This window comes from Erythrobacter sp. AP23 (assembly GCF_001542855.1).
Taxonomy (GTDB): Bacteria; Pseudomonadota; Alphaproteobacteria; order Sphingomonadales; family Sphingomonadaceae; genus Qipengyuania.
Genome location: NZ_LNBY01000007.1, coordinates 1 through 18,897, shown reverse-complemented (window position 1 = coordinate 18,897; position 18,897 = coordinate 1). Strand labels below are relative to the sequence as shown.

Below are 18,897 nucleotides of genomic sequence, written 5' to 3'. Positions count from 1 at the left end.
ACTAGCGGACTGGCTGCTCTAAGTCTCAATGTCGAGAAAGCGGTCATCGAAAAACAAGTCATTATGCCGACCTCGGCAGCGCCGCAGCCGCAAGTGCGCCCAGGTGCTATTGCGAATTATTCTCATTGACGCCACCAAGCCGCCTATGTAGCTGGCCCGCATGTCCCGCAACGCCATTCGAAATTGGTACCTCATCCATAAGTGGAGCAGCCTGATTCCGACGGCATTCCTGCTGATGCTGTGTGTGACGGGCTTGCCGCTCATCTTTCATGACGAAATCGATGCAGCGATGGGCGGGGATGCCGAAACGGCATTGTCGGGCACAGCTTCTGCTGAAGGCGGGCTTCCCCTCGACGGCATGCTTGAAAGGGCACTTGCCGAAAGGCCGGGCGAAGTGCCGCTGTTCATGGCCTTTAGCCAGGCCAGCCCCTTGCTGACCGTGACTACCGGTCCGACGCCCGACGCTGCGGGCGAGGACATGACGCTGCTTTTCCTCGATCGCACGACCGGCGCGTCATTGGGCCCTGCCCCCGGCAATGCACCGATGGACTTCCTGCTCCAGCTTCATACCGACATGTTCCTCGGCCTGCCCGGCATGTTGTTCTTGGGAGCGATGGGCATCTTGCTGGTGGTGGCGCTGATCTCCGGTGTTGTGCTTTACGCCCCGTTCATGCGCAAGCTGCCGTTCGGCACTGTCAGGAAAGGGCGCAGCAAGCGTCTTCGCCGGCTGGACCAGCACAATTTCCTCGGCATCGTGGCGCTGGCCTGGATGCTCGTGATCGCTCTTACCGGCGCAATCAATGCTTTTGCCAATCCCCTTACAGAGAACTGGCGCGATGGAGAGATCGCCCGGATGACCGAAGCTTATGCCGGAACTGCGGCGCTGGCACCTGCAGACTATGGCTCGATCGATAAGGCGATGTCGGCCGCTCAGCAGGCTCTTCCCGGTCGCAGCCCCCAGTTCATCGGCTTCCCTGGTGGAGCCTGGTCGTCGGGCCATCATTACGCGATATTTTTCCAAGGCGATCGTCCGGTAACGCAGCATCTCCTGACGCCGGCACTCGTCGACGCGGCGACTGGCGAACTTACCGATGCTCGCACCATGCCGGTCATCAATCAGGCGCTGATGATGTCGAAACCGCTTCACTTCGGTGATTACGGCGGTCTACCGCTCAAGCTAATCTGGGCCTCGCTTACTCTCGCGACAATCTGGGTTCTATGGACCGGGATCATGCTCTGGCTTCGCCGCAAGCCGGGTGAAATCGAGCGCCGTATAGAGGAGATCCTAAGCGGTGCGGCCGCAAGGGCTTCGTCATGAAAAAGCAAGGTAGGCGCTCCCGCACCATTTTCGCAGTTCCAGCCGCGATTGGCGCGGCCTCACTGCTGGGTCTCTTCCTCGGCCTAACCGGCGATGGCCTCTGCGACCTTTTCGCGTGGCTGCTGGTTGGCCTTGCCCCCCTTACAATGGCCGCAGTGCTGCTGCGCCGCTCACCGAACTAATCGCGACCAAATTCACGAAAGACGATCGCAATGAACCGCATTTCCCGGATCTCCATCCTCGCTCTCGCCATTTCGCTCGCCACTTCGGCTCAGGCGCAGGAGCAACTCGAAGACGACGTGATCGTCGTGACCGCTCAGCGCGACAATGAAACCGAGGTCGTCAACGGTGGCAGCGCCGGGGTTCTCGGCGACAAGCCCGCAGAGGACCTGCCCTTCGCAATCCGTTCCTATGACGAAAGCTTGATCCTGAACCAGCAACCTCGCTCGTTAGGCGATGTGTTGGAGAACGACCCGACCATTCGTACTACGTACGGCTTTGGCAATGCGTCCGAGCAATTTGTGATCCGCGGCTTCACATTGTTCGGCGACGATGTGGGTCTCAACGGCCTTTACGGGATTACACCGCGTCAATTGGTTGCACCTGAACTGTTCGAGAGCGTACAGGTCCTCAACGGCGCCAGCGCCTTCCTGAATGGCGCAGCGCCTGGCGGTTCGGGACTTGGCGGTAGCGTCAACCTGCAGCTCAAGCGGGCAGGAAATGCCGATCTCAATCGAGTGACCGTTTCAGCCAGTGCAAATTCCCATTTCGGCGGGAGCTTCGATGTCGCGCGCCGCTTCGGTGAGAACGGTGAATGGGGCGTTCGCCTGAACGCAGCCTATCGTGACGGCGAAACTTCGATCGACCGCGAAGACCGCCGCACGCAGGTCGTGGGCGGCGCGATCGACTATGATAACGGCCCGCTGCGAGCAGCCCTCGATCTTGCGTTCCAGAACATTCGGATCGACGCCTTGCGGCCGAAGGTCACTGTCGGAAGCGCAACCATCCCTGCCGTTCCCGATGGCGGTGCAAACTATGCGCAGGATTTCACCTATACCGAAATGGGCGATGTCTTCGGCACGCTGGGCGTGGAGTACGATCTTGCCGATAATGCGCTGGCATACTTCAGGGCTGGTGCGCGCGACGGGCGCGAGGAAGGCATTTACGGGGGTATTACCGTGCTCGATGCCGAAACCGGTGCTGCCAATGGAACGGCGCTGTTCGTCCCGCGGACCGACAATAACGAAGCGGTCGAAGCCGGCATCCGCGCAAAGCTGGGCGAAGCGATAACCCACGAGTTCAATTTCGGCGGGAATGCCAGCTGGCAGGTGAATCGCAACGCCTACGATTTTCGCTATGGACCGGGTTTTGCAGGTTACGCCACCAATATCTACGACACTCCCCAGGTGGACCTGCCTTCTTCGACCCTCGTCGGCGGCGACTTGGTTGATCCATTCCCGATTGCGAGGACGCGACTGTGGAGCGCTTTCGCATCCGATACGATCGGGGTAATGGAAGAGCGTTTGCAGGTCACGGCGGGCCTGCGCCTGCAATCCATCAATGTGAAAAGCTACAGCTATTTCGGCGGCGAGCTGACGACCGAATACAACGAAAGTGCAGTCACCCCCGTGATCGGCGTGGTGCTGAAGCCCTTCGACGGTCTGTCGCTATACGGCAACCGGATCGAGGCACTCCAACAAGGTCCGACGGCGCCGCTCGACCCGGCGCTCGTGAGCAACCCGGGAGAGGTCCTCGCCCCGCGCAAATCGCTGCAGTACGAAGTTGGCGGCAAGCTGGCGCTCGGCAAAGTCTTCGTCGGCCTTGGCGCCTATCGTCTCGAACGCCCCGGTGAGGGCGTCCTAGCCGATGGCAGTTTCGGATACCTCGGCGATCAGCGGCACCAGGGCATCGAGTTCACCATCAACGGCGATCTTACCCCCAGCCTGAGGCTGATCGGCGGCGCGGCTCTGACCGATGCGGAGCTCGTCAGCGGCAATGACGTGCCTGGCGTTCCCGAGTATACGGCCAATGCAGACGTGGAGTGGGACCTGGGCTTTGTGCCTGGCATGACGATCACGGCGCGTGCCGTGCACACCGGACGGCAGTGGGTCGATGCCGCAAACACACTCGAACTCGATAGCTGGACGCGGATCGATCTGGGTGCGCGTTACGTTTTCGTGGCTGGCGAAGCGCCGGTTACGCTGCGCCTCTCTGTCGATAATATCGTGAACGAAAAGTACTGGGCTAGCGCGTTTGACGCCTTCTCGGCCGCGCTGCTCCAAGGAACCCCGCGCACATTTAAGGCCAGCATCTCTGCGGATTTCTGAATTAGACGGTTATTGGGTCGACTGCGGTCGTGATTCCATTCAGCTCATTCTCGCGAAGAGCGGCAATTCCCCTGGCGTCTTGAAGACGGACCTCAATTGAAGAAACGAGCCTCTTGCGTTGGTTTGTGGCTTGATGGCGCCGCATGAGCATCGCCCTGAGGCTTATCGCTAGTCACGTTTCATCAGGCCTACGTCGAACTCAGCAAACCACCGGCGCAAGCCGGGTGGTTTAACGCAGATCGTTTAGATCATCGATGAGAGAAGCAATCTTCTCAATCGCTTCACGCGTTTCACCGTTGTATCTCGTCGCATCTGCACGCACGAAGTCGCCAACCGAAGGGTGCGCGATGTATTTCACCGCGGCCGCTCGGTATGCCATCATGGCTTTATGCAGCGCATCGTGGCTCGTTGGCTTGCCATCTTTGGCAGCGATGGCTTTCTCGGCCACCTCCCGAGCACGAGCGGCCAGATCATCGAGGCCTTCCTGCATGTCTCGCCTCCGTCATTAGGATAGAAAGGGCTCATCGCCCGCTAGCGCACAAATGCAACAGTTTTAACCAAACTGTAGATACGGGGAACGCTCCGGCCGCTCACCATTTGTTGCCACATGCTGGGTCGCTGCAGCAGGTGCGAAAGTTGTGAGTTCAAACCCTACCATTCTTGTCGTCGAAGACGAGATCCTGATCCGCCTCGCTCTCGTTGACATATTCGAAGGCGCAGGCTTCGTCGTCCTGGAAGCTGGTGATGGCCCGGAAGCAATCAAGTTTATTGATACGCATGCAGACAACATTGGGATTTTGCTCACCGACATCAGGCTCGGAGAGGGACCGTGCGGCTGGGATGTGGCACGCCACGCACGATCGCAACTTGAGGACCTGCCGATAGTCTTTGTTTCCGGAGACAGCGCTGACGATTGGTCTGAAGAAGGTATCGAGCGAAGCGTTATGTTGGCAAAGCCAGTGCCTGACGCAGAATTGCTTGCTGCGGTCCGAAACGGCCTGCAAAGCACAGTGGGATCAAGCGGTAAGTAATCCGCTGGGCCTCGGCAACGAGCGTGGGCTCTAGCGCTGCACCGCCTTCGGGCAAGTGCTCCGAACCGCATTGTCCTGATCCCAACGCGCTACATAGACTGCATGACCGCTCTTGATTTGCTGGCAGGAGAGATCGACTTCACCCGAACGGATTATCGCCAGCGTGCGACCATAGCGGTCCTTCTTGAAGCGTATGATCGATAACGGTCCTTTCTCAACCAGTCCAAAAAGAGAGTCGGCTGCGGCGTAGGGATCGCCCGGCGCGCATTCGCGCCCGGCGGCGCAACTGCCAGGCATTTCGGGTGCATCGATCCCAAGCAGCCGGATGCGCTCTTCTCCACAGCGAATAGTATCTCCGTCGATCACAGTGCAGGCCGTTTCAATCGGCACGGCACGGTCGACGACGGGGTCGCATGCGGCGCAAGAGAGAGTGAGGACGAAACCGATGATGCGGACCCGGCCTAATCTAAGTCTACTCCGCAACACCAATCCCTTGATGTGTGGCGTCAAGCCCGAAAGAAACACGGCGACTTTTCCCGAGAATGATGAGGTTGGCAGCCTATCCAAGCGAATGTTTCACTAGGCATCTGTTCATTCCTTACGGATCGGGCCGTTTGCCAATTCGGTTTGACGAGCGGCGTGCTTGAGCGCGCAGGAGGACAGGCGCTGCACGCCGCCCGGCGCGAACAATGATCTCGCGCACGAGGAGAACCGTCCACCCCGCGATGTCGTTCCTCGGGGCTCTGCAACGGTTGCGCTGTTCGACAATGAGGACGGGAGCAGTGTGAGGGTCCTTGCCCATGGGGCATTCCTCCAGTTGACTGCGTGTTTACGGGAGGCGACAAAAAAGGCCCCACGCATTGCGCAGGGCCACGCAGTTGAGGTCCCAGATCGCTCCAGCACCTCCGGGTCGCTCGTGTAGGTAATGCGCATGTTTTCTGGAAAGGATATGACAAATACGACATCGTCTCGGATACTTAGTGACGCAACGCGAGATTTCGCACTCGCTCCTTGCCGACACGATATTGTAGCCAGTTGATTGGGGGGGGGGGCGAGCATCGCGCCTGCGTCGGCAGTCAGTTGCCATTCAATCGGGGTACAGCTAAAGGGGCCGTTGCCACCCTAGGTGGCAGGCCTTCCTAGCCTCGAGGTAAACATGCGCCACAAGCCAGCTGAATTCCAACCGATCGAACGAATTCAGGAAAATGTCCTCGCGCGTTCGGAACGGCGCTTGCTGACCTGGATCTGCTCCAGATTTCCCCCTTGGGTCTCGCCAGACATGCTGACCTATCTGGGAATGCTCGGAGCTTTTCTGATCTTCTCAGGGTATACGCTGAGCAATCTCGGCGAGGACTGGCTCTGGTTGGCGATCACCGGATACGTGGTCCAATGGTTTGGCGATTCCACCGACGGTAGTCTCGCTCGTTTTCGCAAGATCGAGCGGCCACGGTATGGCTATTTCCTCGATCACAGCTGCGATGGGCTGGCGACCACCTTGGTCGTCGTGGGGATCGGCTTGAGCCCCTACGTCACCCTTGAGGTCGCGCTAGTGGCGCTGGCCGGGTATCTCCTGTTGTCGATCCACGCCTTTCTCTCCGTGCGTGTTCTTGGTGAGCTCAAGCTTTCTTACCTCAACGCCGGGCCAACCGAGCTGCGTTTTCTGCTCATCGGACTGACATTGGCGATGATGGCATTCGGCCATGGACCTGGTTGGTTCGGAGCCATCTCCGGCTTTGACCTGTTCGTCGGAGTGGTCGGCGCGATCCTTATCATGCTCTTCGTCAAGCAGACAGCAGTGACCGCACGCCGGCTGGCGGTTGAGGAGCCTTCTCGTAACGGTGAATGGCGCGATAGGAACTAGAGACTCCCGCAACCAGCGGCAGCCTGAGTTCTAGCGCACGATATAGCGTGTCATTAACACGACAGCGTGAGCCAAGCCAAATGGTTGCCGCTGGCGACACTTATCTTGGAGGCTTAGGTCATAGCGCGAAAGCACAGCACCGGGCCGACATGACCAAGACCATCGCACCACTCCGCATCCCCGAGGAGGCCAAGCAGCGCATCCGTATGCTGTTCATGGCCAAGCACGCCCTGTTCGGCGGCGGGATGCATCCCGAGGACGGCAATCACGCCATCTATCATCACGAAGTTCGCTCCACGCTGCAGGATCTCGGGCTCAATCTCGAGCTCGCCAATCACTATGACGTGCTGTTCGACAAGCCCGACGTCGACTTCGTCTTCCCCCTCCTCAACCGCGGCGGCTTCGTGAACAGCGAAATGCTGATCCCGATCCTGTGCAACAAGCATGGCATCCCGTACCTCGGTGCGATGCCGTTCCTGCGCGGATTGGGCGACGACAAGTCGGTCTCGAAGCTGGTCTGCGAACACGCCGGCGTGCCCACCGCGCCGTGGTTCTGCTATCGTCGCGGCGCGCCCGTGCGCGAGCAGGACCTGCCCGCCAAGGACGCCGGGCGCTGGGTGATCAAGCCCAATGCCTCGTCGGCCAGCTGGGGCATCACCGACGCGCACGACTGGACCGAGGTCGCCAATGCGGTGTGGCATATCCATACCGAAGGCCACGACGCGATCGTCGAACCCTATCTCGACGGCTACGACGTGCAGTGCGCCTTCATCACCATCGACGACGAGCCGATCGCGCTGCCGATGCTGTGGTACGAGCGCGAGGACACCCAGCGCCTGTGGACCTATTACGAGAAGCGCGACCTGGTGCAGAACACCGAGAAGGCAGCGCTCAAGCGGTTCGACGACCCCGAGCTCGCGCCGCGGATCGAGGCGATGGCCCGCAAGGTCGCCCAGGAGTTCGTGCCCTTCGACTACGGGCGGATCGAATTCCGCCTCGACCTCAAGACGGGCGAGATCAACTTCATCGAGATCAATCTCAACTGCAACCTGTGGTCGGAGAAGGTCATGGCCAAGGCCGCGGCTCACGCGGGTTTCAGCCACGCCGACCTGCTCGAGACGCTGCTCGCCGAAAGCTGGCGGCGCAACGGCCTAGTGCGGGCTTGACCTAGCAGAAGGTAATCTGATCAATCTTGGGCGGGCTTGTGGAGAGAGGTAAAGGTGCCCGATCGTAAAAGAGAACCTGAAACCAATCCTGGGCCTGAATTTGAGTATGGCGACAGCGCTTTATGGTGGGCTCTTGGACTGCTGGTCGTGATCTTCGCAGTTGTGGCATGGTTGTGCCTCTGATCCACATCGGCTCATGGTCCTGGAGGAACCAACTCGGCTAGGCGATCGTAAATGACTGGGGCGGTGCACGGTCTGTCCCCCCTCGGTTCTCGCGCCCGCCCCAACTAAGCCACAGATTCCTGCTTCAGTTGCGCGCCCGACAATTTCGTGCGGCTAGGAGGATCCAAGGCGCATCCACTATAGGTCGGCAGGGGAGCCTGTGCTCTTGCTCTCTATTTCTTACACCGCAGCCATTTCGGTTCGCGTTTAGCGCCTCTTCAATTGCACCTTTCTCCGCTTTGCCAAGGCGCTGCTAACCTCTGCTTTCTTGGCGAGGCGATCACCGCACTTGGCCGCTTTAAAACGCGTGGGTCAATCCTCAGCCTTCTTCTTGCGACCGCGCTTCTGGCCGGGCTTGCGACCGAGGCCGATCTTGACTGCAAGGTCACGACGGGTCGCGGCATAGTCGGGCGCGACCATCGGGTAGTCCGCGGAAAGGTTCCAGCGTGCGCGATACTCGTCGGGCGTCAGGTCGTGTTCGGTCGACAAGTGCCGCTTGAGCATTTTCATCTTCTTGCCGCAGTCGAGGCAGACGAGATGGTCTTTCTTGACCGAAGAACGGATCGATACCGCCGGGTCGGGGACTTCCTCCACGCCACCGCTGCCGGTGCCGAGATCGGAGAGCGCCGAATAAACGTTCGAAATCAGAGTCGGGACGTCGCTTACGTCGACGCTGTTGTTGCTCACATGTGCAGCGACGATGTCCGAGGTGAGGGTGATGAGGGTCTCGGTCATGTCGGTATCGAAATCTTCCATTATTCGGCTTTCTGAACTTAGGGGGAACATTCGCGTTGCGACCCGCTCTAGGCATCATTGTATAAATCCGACAAGAAGTGCAACTCATATGTAGAGAATGATCGATGAGGTTTTTTGCGACATTCAAATGCAGCGATTGGTCGAATTTCAGGCTAGTCCGCAAGCGCCGATTGAGAGCGAGCGCCTGAAAACGCTTGAACCGAATGAATTCTGGAACAGCGGTCTTCTCGCCCCGTTGGTGAGGAGAGGCAGTGCCCATAGAGTGAGAGCACGCCTCACTCCAAACCAGCAGACTCCTCGAAAGGAGAAAGCCATGAACCATCAAACCGCAACACTCGAACGACCAAGTGACGGCGAAGTCGAACACGACGAAACAGCTGCTCTTATCGCCTCCGACAAGGTGGAAGGCACCTCAGTCTATAATGAGGGTGGTGAGAAACTGGGGCAAATCGAGAACTTCATGGTCGGCAAACGGTCCGGCCGTGTGGAGTACGCTGTTTTGAGCTTCGGCGGAGTCCTCGGGCTCGGGAAAAACCACTATCCCATTCCTTGGGACCGTCTGGATTATAGCGTCCGTTTGCGCGGCTATGTCGTCGATATCGACAAGGACCGACTGAAGGATGCGCCATCCTACGAAAGTGAACGGCCGCCGCAGTTCGGCGCCGACTACGCAGTAGGTGTCCGCAGCTTTTACGGCGTTCCTTACTAGAAAGCATGGCGAACGGGCGGCGAATTGCCGCCCGTTCTCCTTTTAAACAGCCGCATACTCCCTTTCTATTTTCGATAACGAAAGGACGGAATCATGGCCATTCTGGACCAGCACACAGGCGGCAATTCGCTTCTTTCGCTCCTGCATGGTACAATGAAATCTCGCGGGTGACCAAAACAAGTGGGCCAAGCTCCAACTCACCCCGGTTTCTGATTCCCATACGCATAAGCTTGGCCCCGACTGGAGGCCGCATGCCTAATCTCATACTCGAGATTCACAGCCTCGATGATGAAGCTGTCGATACAGTGATGATCGAAGGCGACAATCCGACACATGCATTGAGCTATCTCGAAGAGAACGAGACGCCGTTCCCAGTGAAGCTGTGGCGCGAGCGCTATCGCGGCAGAGAATTCCTCGGCGAAGTCCAAAGGGACCAAGCTGGCGTCTGGCATATCTTGGAAACGGAACCGCATGCCGGAGAGGGCTGATGTCTAAATTCGCAATTATAGCTTTGATCGCAGGTGCAGCAGCAATCACCTACGCGCAGAAGAAGAAATCCCCACAGCGAAACGCTGCTTTCGATCCAGATCAGCCGCATAACAGCCACACGGATATCCGAGACGCAGGGCCCTCAGCTATGCGGGACAAACCGCAAAGGGAGTGGACTGAGACCGATGAGGATCTGGATGAAAGCTTTCCCGCCAGCGACCCGCCAGGGGGATATTGAAACCTGGGGTGAACCGGCTGCTCGCTGATGACGACCGATCTGCTGATCTTGGGCATCGTCATCGCATCGAACAATTTCGCCGCGGCACTCGCGTTGGGTGCCATCGGGGCAAGGCGTTGTCGCTGGCGCATTCTGATTGCCTTTGGCGTATTTGAATTCCTCGTGCCATTGACCGGCCTATGGTTGGGCAGAAAGACATCGGGTGCCATCGCCGAAACTGCCGCCTGGATAGGTCCATTGCTTTTGGCTTGCCTTGGAGGCTGGGCTTTGTGGAACGCGAATGACGCGACCTTCGGCGAGGAATCCGACATCGACACCATTGCCAGTTGGACGGGGCTTGTGGCCCTCGCGACAGCGTTGAGTGTCGACAACTTGCTTGTTGGTTTCAGCATTGGCCTAGGCAAGATCGAACCGCTTGCACTGGCCACGACCATCGCAGCATTCTCAATCGTCTTCACTCAGATCGGCATTGAGATTGGGGCACGCGCAGCGAGCAGCTACGAGCGCAGCGCTCGATTGGTCACAGGTTCCCTATTGCTGGCACTAGCAGCTGCCGAATTTCTCGGCTTGATCTAACCATGGCTACTGCGGCCCCATTCATTGAAAATGAGTCAGAACCATCGCTATCGCACTGCAATTTGCCGAGGTCTGCTGACCGCCTAAAAGAAATCATCGGCGGCGAGTGTCAGGCCGGCAAAGCGAACGGTCGGCTTTCGGGCATCTCAAAACCTCCCTGAATGTCTGCAATGAGGGCGCAAAGCGGACATCAACGGGCTCTTGACGCCAGTCAACAGTCAAATTTCGATAGTTTACCATGATTGGGTTGGCTTAGATTTCACGGGCCACCACTTTAATGTGTACCGCTCGGCCGCTTCGGGCCGTATCTCTTTTTCGTAGCACCTGATGATCCGCTGCTGATTGCCGACTTCAGATAGGAATCCCAGGACAAGCTTTGGATTGATATCGTGTTGCAAAGCGAGCTCCAGCTCCTTTGATATCCTGGACGTCGTTGAGGCATTCCAAAGTGCTTTGGGTTTGTTGATCAGCCTCAAGAGGTGCCCCACCCTCTCCCCTTTTGGCCCGCGACGTGGCCCCACAAACGCAACTAGGTCATCATAGAACCCGGCTTCATCGAGCGCGCGATAGTAGCGGTACAGATGAAAACGTGTCGCACCCCATTCAGTTTGCAAGAGCGCTTGCGGCTCCAGTTTTTGTTCCGCTCGTCGGCCAGCCAAAATCGCTTTGCGGATCCGGGTCTTCCAGCCTTGGAAATCGCAGAGTCGAAGCGAATCTTTATCTTTGCTCATCTACACATAATTGTATGGCTGCGCATATTTTCAACATCGAACTTTCTTCGCGCAAAAATCGTCAGGAACCGAAACTGTAAAGGGCGCGTGTGAGGGACAATTCCGTCCTAAGCGGACGCAGATCGTGGTCAGTTTTCACGATCCACTTTGGGAAAAATTTCCATGACACAAACCAATCGAAAAACTTTTCCGGACGCCCTGCAGGTGGACCGGTCCAGCCCCGCGGCTTCATGTAATACACACTCAGCCAATGAGAGATCGGTAGAGGGCATCTTTGGTCAGTTCTTTACCGCCATTCCAGAGCATCTTGAGCCCCAGATCGGAATGGAGGATTTTCGCGATGAGTAAATTTTCCTCAAAGAACCACGCACCCCGGACCCTTCGCGACGCTCGGATATATCTTAAGAGGAATTCCAAGGCATATCGCGAGAGCATTACGGATGCGATCGAAGCCCAAAACCTAACGAACAAAAGGCAGAAGAAATTTGAAGCCCTGCTTGGCCTGCGGCCTTACGCGGGCAAGCTGTTGGCTTCCGACATGGAAGCCAAGGCCGAGATGGGCCGGCAACTTATCTCTCTCGTTGCTTCACACCATCAGCAGTTTCCGAAGCAACGCTTCTTCTTTCTCACGATGTTGTCCGATGAGTTCCGTGCGTCAAAAAAAGAGCCCGTGCTGTGGTTGAAGCGGCTCGTTCGCAAGAGCGACAAAACGATACGACTGCTGTGCGACGAACATGGTCTTATCGGTGGGATTGGTATTGTAGAGCCGGTCTTTGTTTTGAATCCACCAGACAAGCGAGAGGGTGAATATCCATTTCACGTCCACGCGTTGCTGTGGGCGGGAGAGGACTTTGACCTCAAAGCGGCCAAGGGTACCCTGGGGGAGCAGTCTCACTGGGTTAGCACTTTGGGCTTGGACCCGATCCGAATAAAGGAGCTGACAGAAGCCCGCGGCCATCCATCATGGTGGGCCTACTACCTGTCGAAGAACCCGGTCGACGCGGTTAATATGGTCGAACAACCGAACGGGTCGTTCAAGGTCCGCAAGACCCTCGAGGGTTATCGGCCTGATGCAAAGCTCCGTCTCCTTGAAGGGCTTTCCCAAAGCTATCTTCAGGACTTCATTTTCGCCGTGAAAGACGGCAAATTCATCCGGGACCCGCTTATGCGTCGCACCAGGGAGGCCCGGAAGCTCGCCCATCCCGACCAAAAGAGGGTGGATGTCTCGAAACGCGCAACTTGGTTCCGGAGCCTTTGGAAGGACTCCCGAGCCGAGCATGACAAGCGCTGGCAGACTTTCAACTAGCGGTTGATTCCCTGGGGCCTTCTTGGCCCCAGGGAACGTCCCTCAATACATCTCAAGCTCAATTTCTATCGAGGGTCAGGATGTAAGCTGAACACGCTAGCGCCCTAGCTTTTGATCGAGCACAGCGATGCGGGGATGTCGCGTTGTTACAGCCGCAACCTGAACATCCTGAGGGAACGCTCCTCAGCGCCCCGCCTAGCCTCCATAGCCCTAGCCCTTCGCATTCCCAACTTTCGCGCCAAACCGTGGCTGGCCGCGTTGTCTTGATGGATGCGGGCATACACCACCTCATCTGGCAACTGCCACTCGGCCCAATCGATCACGGCGCTGGCCGCTTCAAATGCATAGCCGTGACGCCATTTATCAGCCCTGATCCGCCAGCCTATTTCAAGCTCCCCATGAAGAGGGCTTTGCCGCTCCCAAACTCTGATGATGCCGCAAAAGCCTAGCAGTGCTCGATCCCGTTTTCGCTCGACCACCCAAAACGTGTGACCGTGCTGCGCCTGATGCTTTTGGTACCACGCTACTTCGCGCCGGATTTCCCGCTTAGTGCTAGGGCCATCGAGGTATTCCATGACTTCGTCAGTGTTGCAGTACTCGTCGTAAGGATCGACGTCAGCGGACAGCCAGTGTCGCACGCGCAGCCGCCGCGTCGTCAAGATAGTGGATCTAGTCATTAGAATGCCTCTCTGGCGAGGTTCTGGCGCTACGCGGGAAAGCCCCAGTGTTGCGCCATTTCCTGAAGGGGACCTCGAATGCGCGAAGTGAGCGCGGCTCACTGCGGCCGCGCTCGGTCTGCTCACCACTCTTCCGGAAGCATGACCGTCAGAATTCGCTCAGTGACCGCAGGATCGGCGGGATCAGGCGAAGCGAACTTCATGTCGCGGGAGTAGTAGTCGATCTTCCACAAGAGCCCGGTCCCGCAAACTTCGACATCGCCGAAGTCGCGTTCGCCGTGAGGGTCATTGTCGACGTCGAAGCCATCATATGCGGCAAGCTGGGCAAGCAACTCCGTTGGCTTGAAGCCAGCCATCATCCTGACGCCTCGCGTGACCATGATCGCGCCTCCAGCGCCGTGCTTGCGTAGCCTGTCGTTGAGACGCGCAATTTGCTCTGCGCGCGGGGTATCGCAGGCGCACCGCGCCTGTTCACTGCCTGTCATGGCCGTGTCCTTTCTTCATCGATATTGGAATTGGCGGAGCCGCCGCCGACGGAGGGCTACTGCGCTAATGCCATCGCCACTATGGCGAAGGTTCTACGAGGCTGGTCTCTCAGGCGAGTACGCCTCATCCCAGCCTGCGATTTCGTACTCGGCAGAGTTGAGCACTCTGATCGCGCAAGCTCGCCACAAAATCGTATCGACTGTTGCCGCTCGATAGCCCGATGCTGCCGATAGCCTCGCGCAAAGCTTTTCGGTCGACGTGCTTTCGGCGCGTGCCAAGCGCTCTATATGCACATCCGGTTTTGCTACGTCCGCCCCGAAGTTTTTGGCCAAGTGCAGCGCCGTAATGTCGCCAATCCATGGCAAAGTGCGAAGCGCGAATACCTTGTCCCCTGCAGCCATGTAGTCAGCGAAATGCCGCTCACGTTCGCGCCAGATCGTATCAATGGCTAGCGACTTGCCTGGGTGACGAAAAACGTCAGTCACGCTGCGGCCACTCCGGAGCGCGTCCATGCAGCGATCGTAGATCACCGTGGCAACCGTGTTGGCCATGCCAGAGTTGCAAATCACGTAGATCGTTTGCTGTGCGAAGTCCTCCGGGTCCTCGGGAGGCGCGAGGCTCTCGGTCCATTCAATCGTGGGTCCGTAGCCGCGCGCCCTGATAGCGGCTTCGAGCAGTCTGAACCGCTCCAGCGTGATCACAGCATCCGCACGAGCTTACGCTGCGCATCCCTGTCGCCTTCGATATAACGCTCAGTCGTTGTGAGCGCGCTGTGGCCAGCGAGCTCTTGGACATCACGCAGTGAACCACCCGTTTTGCTGACGAGCCTGGCTGCCGTCGTGATGAACGTGCGTCTGCCCGAATGTGAAGAGCAGCCAATGAACCCTAGCTCTGCATAGATCGCTGTGAACCAGTTTACGATACTTCTGGGTCGCATGTGCGCGCCTCTAGAAGATCGGACTATGGGTCCCTCATTCGGACGGCCTTCCGCTCGGTGATGAACTTCGAGCGCAAGTTTAAGGTCGGGGTGCATGGGCAAAATGCGGCCCCGACCGTTCTTACCTATAGAGTTGGCGACCGTGATAGATGCAGCAATGTGTGACTTTGCGGTCAAAACCATTGGCCAGGAGAGGCCTGCGATTTCTGCTGCACGAAGCCCGGCTTTGAAGCTAAGCAGGACGATGAGGTGGTCTCGTGTAGAGTGGCGCCCTTTCCGCGCCTTCGCACACAGGCGACGCACGTCAGCGGGTGCCAGCACCTTTGCCGGCTGGGTCATGGAATTCTCGCAATTTAGTTAAGTTGTTGTTATAGTACAACAATATCTGCCGAAGAGCAAGAAATTTCGGACTTACTCACGTCCGCTTCGCGCCCTCATCCTGGTCGTTAACTCGGTCGCCCACGGCTCCCGAAACCGGTCAAAGCCGTCAGATACCCGTGATGGCCGCTTTCGCGGCGTTCGAGCAAGCCCCGAACGTCAGAGGGGGAGGGAAAGCTGCCGTTTCGCTCTGAGCTCAGTGGCATTCGTTGACCGTCTGGTCGCCGACCACCTGTAACCCTCATCAGTTTCTGACCTGTCGCCTCTGGGGAGCGATCCTGCGCCACCACAGGATCAGGCCGGTTACACCGATCGTGATGAAGGAAAGCCCGACCAACGCGATTACGAGCTGACGAAATGCTCCGAAAATCCGACCGCTGTGTAGTGCCTTGAGCAATGGCCCTGTTGCCTCTGCGCCCCGAAGTTGTTCGACCACCACGCGATCGGAGCAAGTAGCCGAGACCCAGGCACGCGTATCGCCATCCAGTTGGTCGGCCCCGCGAGCATCGAGCTGAACCGCATGATAGGGCTGCCACGGCGCTGCAAAATGCATCTCGACCACCGACGATCGCGGAACTGCCGCCAGCGCACTCGACATCGCCGTCTCCGGGGTGATCGCGTCGTTGCAATCGGATTCGTTCAGCCAAGCGGTGGTCGTTTCGTCAGGGCCTTCGAGTTGCGGCGAGATGGCGGCAGGGAACCATTCCGGCTGGTTCCAGTAGGCGCCTGAAATGCCCCACAGGAGGATAGGTAGCGCTAGCCAGAAGCCGACGAGGCTGTGCAGCGAGAAGGACTTGCGCACGTAATTGCCACGCCAGCTGAAACTGAAGGGCTTGGCTAACGCCGATCGTGCCACCGGCCACCACAGGACCAAGCCCGCCAAGGCGAGCAGAGCAACCAGCAACGCGATTGCCGCCATAAAGGCGACCCCGATCTCGCCCGCGAGTAATTCGTAATGCAGGTCGATAAGCCAGTGGGTCCAGGTGTCGTGAAGCAGGAAACTCCCGGTCGCCTCTCCGGTGGCTGGATCGAAGGTGATCACCTGCTCCTCGCCACCGGCCTCCGGTGCGGCGCTGAGGCCGTAGATCATTGGCGCGGGGTTAACGATCTCGCCGTGGGGGCCAACATAGCCGAGCGGGATGAATTCAGGTCCGGCTGCGTCTTGGGCGCGTGCGATCATTTGCTCGATGCGGGGAACGTCATTGGTTGACAGTCCGGTGACGTCAAAACCGCCAGTTTCGGCGCGCATGAGTTCGTAGGCGAAGCCGAGCGCGATCCCCGTCGATCCGACCAGGATTACAAACAGACCGACGAATGCCCCGATCCACGCATGCAGATCGGCGATCCACCGTCGGACAGGGCCGCGCTCCGCACGACGCGCCTTACCCGGCGGGGGCTGGATCTGATCAGAAAGCGAATTCAACGCCCGCACTCACTCGGCGGGGATCGCCGATATTCGCCAGGTTGCCATCGCTGAAGATCGACAGCTCGTAATCATTACCGAACACATTGGTCGCATAGGCGAAGACACGCACTGGCCCGATCGTGTAGCTGGCCTGCACGTCTGCGACGACGTAGTCCTCGACGATATTCGTGGCGACGTTCGCCGCATCGCTGGCATAACCGTCGCTGTAGCGGGCGAAGCCGCTGAGTTCGAGCCCAGGTAGCGGCTGCCAGGCAATACCCCCGGTGGCCGTGATCGTCGGCGCACGCTCGAACTCGTTTCCGTCGAGGATGGCACCGGAAGAGCTGTCGGAACCGAATTTGGTATCGAGCAGGCCGAGGCCGAAATCGAGGAACAGGGTGTCCGAAGCTTCGTAACGCGCGCCGAATTCCGCTCCGAATGCTCGAGCCTCCGCGACATTGCTGAAGGTGTTGGCGAAGAAACCGGGGCCGAGCTCGGTCAAGCTCGCAACCTGATAGTCCTCGAAATCGCTGTAGAAGACGTTCCCGGTCAGCAGCAAGCGGCCGCCAGCAACGCGCGCTTTGGCGAAGGCCTCGTAGTTCCAGACGTATTCTGGCGCGAAGGTTTCGGTCGCGAAAGTGTCGAAATTGAAGGTGAAGCCGCCGGGATTGAAACCCTTCTCGGCCATCATGCCGATCCGCACGTCGTCGGTGAGATCGTAAGCCAGCTCGGCGCGTGGCAGCACGGCATCGAAGCTCTGATCGAAATCGATCGGAATCACGCCCGCGAAACCGCCGTCACGATCCTGAGCGTCCCACTGATAGCGCAGGCCACCGGTGAGAAGGAACCGGTCGAAGGGCGACACGGTCAGCTCGCCGAAAACACCGAAGCTCTTACGTTCCTCGCGGAAGTCACCCACACCCAGGCCGAAACCACTCAGGTCGAGCGAATCTTCGCTGTCGGTCTGCGAGAAATAGGACCCGAACAGCGCGCTGACCGGCGATTGCGCATCGCCGAAGCGGGCCGTGAACTCGTTGCTGAAGTCGTCAGCCCGAATCTCGGCATTGCCGGTGCCGGTCGGGGCCAGGCGCCTCACGTCGCTGCGGGAGAGTGTGGTCACGTTCGAGATCACCGCGCCGCGCCCATTATCGTAAGAAAGGTCGAGGATACCCGCCTCTCCATTCGTGGTGAAGACCGAGAAGCCCGGATTGTTGCGCTCGCGATCAAAGAAAGGCGCATCGACGCTCTCGGTCTGTGGGCGCTGCGTATCGGTGTGATTGAGAGTGAGGAGGGCCTTGAAGCCGGGAAGGCTTGCTGGCTCATAGCCGAGTTTGCCGCGCAAATTCAGGCTCTCGACCTTGCGCAGGTCCACACCGTAGTCGGTCACGCCCACGGGAGTAACGAAGCTTTCCTCTTCGCGGTAATCGCCCGACAGCCGATAGGCGAGGTCGCCGCTGCCGATCGGTCCGCTCACAACCCCGGAAAGCTGTCGCTCATCACGGCCCCCGAAAATCCCGCGAACACGACCTTCGAACTCGTCATGGTTCGGGTCGGCGGTCTCAACGAAGATAGCACCAGCAATCGCGTTGCGACCCTGCGTAGTGGTCTGCGGGCCACGAAAGACCTCGACGCGTTCGATGTCCCAGGCCGAGGCACCTGCGAAGACAAATTCGTTAAAGCTGAGCTGGCGCCCGTCAACTTGCACCGTGGTGCGGGGCTGCGAACCGCCGAAAAAGGCTTCCACACTGGTCAGGATGCCGCTCGAATCGACGCCACGGATCGACGGGCCCTCGTTATCGTCACCGGTCGGGGAGACATTGGCGGTCTGCTCGAGAATACGTGCAAGCGTGTCAGCGCCTGCGAACCGATCAAGGTCCTCCTGAGTGGTGACAGTGACGCTCGACGAAGTTTCGACAATCGTTCGCGGCGCGCGCTCGCCAGTAACCGTGATTTCGCCGTCTGGCTGTTCATCGTTCAATACTCCCTGCGCAAAGGCTGGCGATGATAGGGCGCACACGAGCGCAACGGACGGGAAGGCAAATTTCACTGCGGGCTCCAGGTCTCTAAATTCGTTGGCGCGAATAGCCATAGAGAGCCGTTCTGTAAATGCGAATAATTCGCATGAGCAAGAATGGGGCGTGAATGATAGGTGAAGTCGAGCGTGGCGATTCCTGTCGGCGCCTCACGCAGGGCGTGACAGCGCCCAGCAGGCAGTCGCATCGGCGTCTTTAACGAGATGGCGGTTTTGCGAGCTTTCTGCCGCAGTAGCAGACAGTCAGCTATT

At 58.6% G+C, this 18,897-nt stretch carries 21 protein-coding genes; 10 read left to right on the top strand and 11 right to left on the bottom strand.

Annotated elements, in window-relative coordinates; genetic code table 11:
- Positions 1 to 160 precede the first annotated feature (160 nt).
- Both ASS64_RS05080 and ASS64_RS05070 read left to right on the top strand, forming a co-directional pair.
- Positions 161 to 1,318, top strand: coding sequence for a PepSY domain-containing protein (locus ASS64_RS05080; RefSeq protein WP_067690919.1), 1,158 nt, complete (start codon positions 161 to 163; stop codon positions 1,316 to 1,318).
- A 212-nt stretch (positions 1,319 to 1,530) separates the two neighbouring features.
- Positions 1,531 to 3,645, top strand: a complete 2,115-nt coding sequence (locus tag ASS64_RS05070) for a TonB-dependent siderophore receptor (RefSeq protein ID WP_067690911.1) — start codon at positions 1,531 to 1,533, stop codon at positions 3,643 to 3,645.
- A gap of 229 nt (positions 3,646 to 3,874) precedes the next feature.
- Here ASS64_RS05070 and ASS64_RS05065 read toward each other — a convergent pair whose 3' ends face one another.
- Positions 3,875 to 4,135 carry a hypothetical protein gene (locus ASS64_RS05065; protein WP_067690907.1) on the bottom strand — a complete coding sequence of 87 codons (261 nt, stop codon included), beginning with the start codon at positions 4,133 to 4,135 and terminating at the stop codon, positions 3,875 to 3,877.
- 148 nt (positions 4,136 to 4,283) lie between these two features.
- Between ASS64_RS05065 and ASS64_RS16355 the strand changes: the two genes are divergently transcribed.
- Positions 4,284 to 4,676, top strand: a complete 393-nt coding sequence (locus tag ASS64_RS16355; RefSeq protein WP_083508189.1) for a response regulator — start codon at positions 4,284 to 4,286, stop codon at positions 4,674 to 4,676.
- A 30-nt stretch (positions 4,677 to 4,706) separates the two neighbouring features.
- Here the strand turns inward: ASS64_RS16355 and ASS64_RS05060 are convergent, their stop codons facing one another.
- A complete protein-coding gene (locus ASS64_RS05060) occupies positions 4,707 to 5,066 on the bottom strand; it encodes a thermonuclease family protein (protein ID WP_067690904.1) in 360 nt (119 codons plus the stop codon).
- Between the two features lie 766 nt (positions 5,067 to 5,832).
- On the opposite strand from ASS64_RS05060, the gene ASS64_RS05055 reads away from it, so the two are divergent.
- Both ASS64_RS05055 and ASS64_RS05050 read left to right on the top strand, forming a co-directional pair.
- Entirely contained in the window at positions 5,833 to 6,537 is a 705-nt protein-coding gene (locus ASS64_RS05055) for a CDP-alcohol phosphatidyltransferase family protein (protein WP_067690902.1), read from the top strand.
- Between the two features lie 149 nt (positions 6,538 to 6,686).
- Positions 6,687 to 7,703 (top strand): phosphoribosylglycinamide synthetase, encoded by a 1,017-nt coding sequence (locus ASS64_RS05050; RefSeq protein WP_067690899.1) that lies wholly within the window; start codon positions 6,687 to 6,689, stop codon positions 7,701 to 7,703.
- Between the two features lie 534 nt (positions 7,704 to 8,237).
- Here the strand turns inward: ASS64_RS05050 and ASS64_RS05045 are convergent.
- Complete coding sequence (locus ASS64_RS05045; RefSeq protein WP_067690890.1) at positions 8,238 to 8,681, bottom strand: MucR family transcriptional regulator; 444 nt, start codon at positions 8,679 to 8,681, stop codon at positions 8,238 to 8,240.
- Positions 8,682 to 8,994: 313 nt separating this feature from the next.
- Between ASS64_RS05045 and ASS64_RS05040 the strand changes: the two genes are divergently transcribed.
- The 4 genes from ASS64_RS05040 to ASS64_RS05025 all read left to right on the top strand — a co-directional run bounded on the left by ASS64_RS05040 (position 8,995) and on the right by ASS64_RS05025 (position 10,693).
- Entirely contained in the window at positions 8,995 to 9,390 is a 396-nt protein-coding gene (locus ASS64_RS05040; RefSeq protein ID WP_083508190.1) for a PRC-barrel domain-containing protein, read from the top strand.
- Between the two features lie 251 nt (positions 9,391 to 9,641).
- Positions 9,642 to 9,878: a hypothetical protein gene (locus tag ASS64_RS05035; RefSeq protein ID WP_067690887.1), complete on the top strand. Its 237-nt coding sequence runs from the start codon at positions 9,642 to 9,644 to the stop codon at positions 9,876 to 9,878.
- A complete protein-coding gene (locus tag ASS64_RS05030; protein ID WP_067690885.1) occupies positions 9,878 to 10,117 on the top strand; it encodes a hypothetical protein in 240 nt (79 codons plus the stop codon). Before ASS64_RS05035 ends, ASS64_RS05030 begins: the two co-directional genes overlap by 1 nt.
- 27 nt (positions 10,118 to 10,144) lie before the next feature.
- On the top strand, positions 10,145 to 10,693 hold the full coding sequence (locus tag ASS64_RS05025; RefSeq protein WP_067690882.1) for a manganese efflux pump: 549 nt from the start codon (positions 10,145 to 10,147) through the stop codon (positions 10,691 to 10,693).
- Positions 10,694 to 10,926: 233 nt separating this feature from the next.
- On the opposite strand, the gene ASS64_RS05020 is transcribed toward ASS64_RS05025, so the two are convergent.
- The gene (locus tag ASS64_RS05020; RefSeq protein WP_067690879.1) at positions 10,927 to 11,424 is read right to left on the bottom strand and encodes a hypothetical protein; all 498 of its coding nucleotides are present in this window, start codon (positions 11,422 to 11,424) and stop codon (positions 10,927 to 10,929) included.
- Positions 11,425 to 11,764: 340 nt separating this feature from the next.
- On the opposite strand from ASS64_RS05020, the gene ASS64_RS05015 reads away from it, so the two are divergent.
- Complete coding sequence (locus ASS64_RS05015) at positions 11,765 to 12,730, top strand: hypothetical protein (RefSeq protein WP_067690876.1); 966 nt, start codon at positions 11,765 to 11,767, stop codon at positions 12,728 to 12,730.
- 146 nt (positions 12,731 to 12,876) lie between these two features.
- Here the strand turns inward: ASS64_RS05015 and ASS64_RS05010 are convergent, their stop codons facing one another.
- The 7 genes from ASS64_RS05010 to ASS64_RS16930 all read right to left on the bottom strand — a co-directional run.
- The gene (locus ASS64_RS05010) at positions 12,877 to 13,389 is read right to left on the bottom strand and encodes a GNAT family N-acetyltransferase (protein WP_198147652.1); all 513 of its coding nucleotides are present in this window, start codon (positions 13,387 to 13,389) and stop codon (positions 12,877 to 12,879) included.
- Positions 13,390 to 13,529: 140 nt separating this feature from the next.
- Positions 13,530 to 13,892: a DUF3768 domain-containing protein gene (locus ASS64_RS05005; RefSeq protein WP_067690870.1), complete on the bottom strand. Its 363-nt coding sequence runs from the start codon at positions 13,890 to 13,892 to the stop codon at positions 13,530 to 13,532.
- Positions 13,893 to 13,985: 93 nt separating this feature from the next.
- Entirely contained in the window at positions 13,986 to 14,594 is a 609-nt protein-coding gene (locus ASS64_RS05000) for a hypothetical protein (RefSeq protein ID WP_067690867.1), read from the bottom strand.
- Complete coding sequence (locus tag ASS64_RS04995) at positions 14,591 to 15,169, bottom strand: site-specific integrase (protein ID WP_067690864.1); 579 nt, start codon at positions 15,167 to 15,169, stop codon at positions 14,591 to 14,593. The genes ASS64_RS05000 and ASS64_RS04995 overlap by 4 nt, the downstream gene beginning before the upstream one ends.
- A 283-nt stretch (positions 15,170 to 15,452) precedes the next feature.
- The gene (locus tag ASS64_RS04990; RefSeq protein ID WP_067690861.1) at positions 15,453 to 16,631 is read right to left on the bottom strand and encodes a PepSY domain-containing protein; all 1,179 of its coding nucleotides are present in this window, start codon (positions 16,629 to 16,631) and stop codon (positions 15,453 to 15,455) included.
- A complete protein-coding gene (locus ASS64_RS04985) occupies positions 16,615 to 18,591 on the bottom strand; it encodes a TonB-dependent receptor (protein WP_067690857.1) in 1,977 nt (658 codons plus the stop codon). The genes ASS64_RS04990 and ASS64_RS04985 overlap by 17 nt, the downstream gene beginning before the upstream one ends.
- A 65-nt stretch (positions 18,592 to 18,656) precedes the next feature.
- On the bottom strand, positions 18,657 to 18,897 hold a 241-nt coding region (locus ASS64_RS16930; protein WP_234002331.1), incomplete at its 5' end, for a hypothetical protein.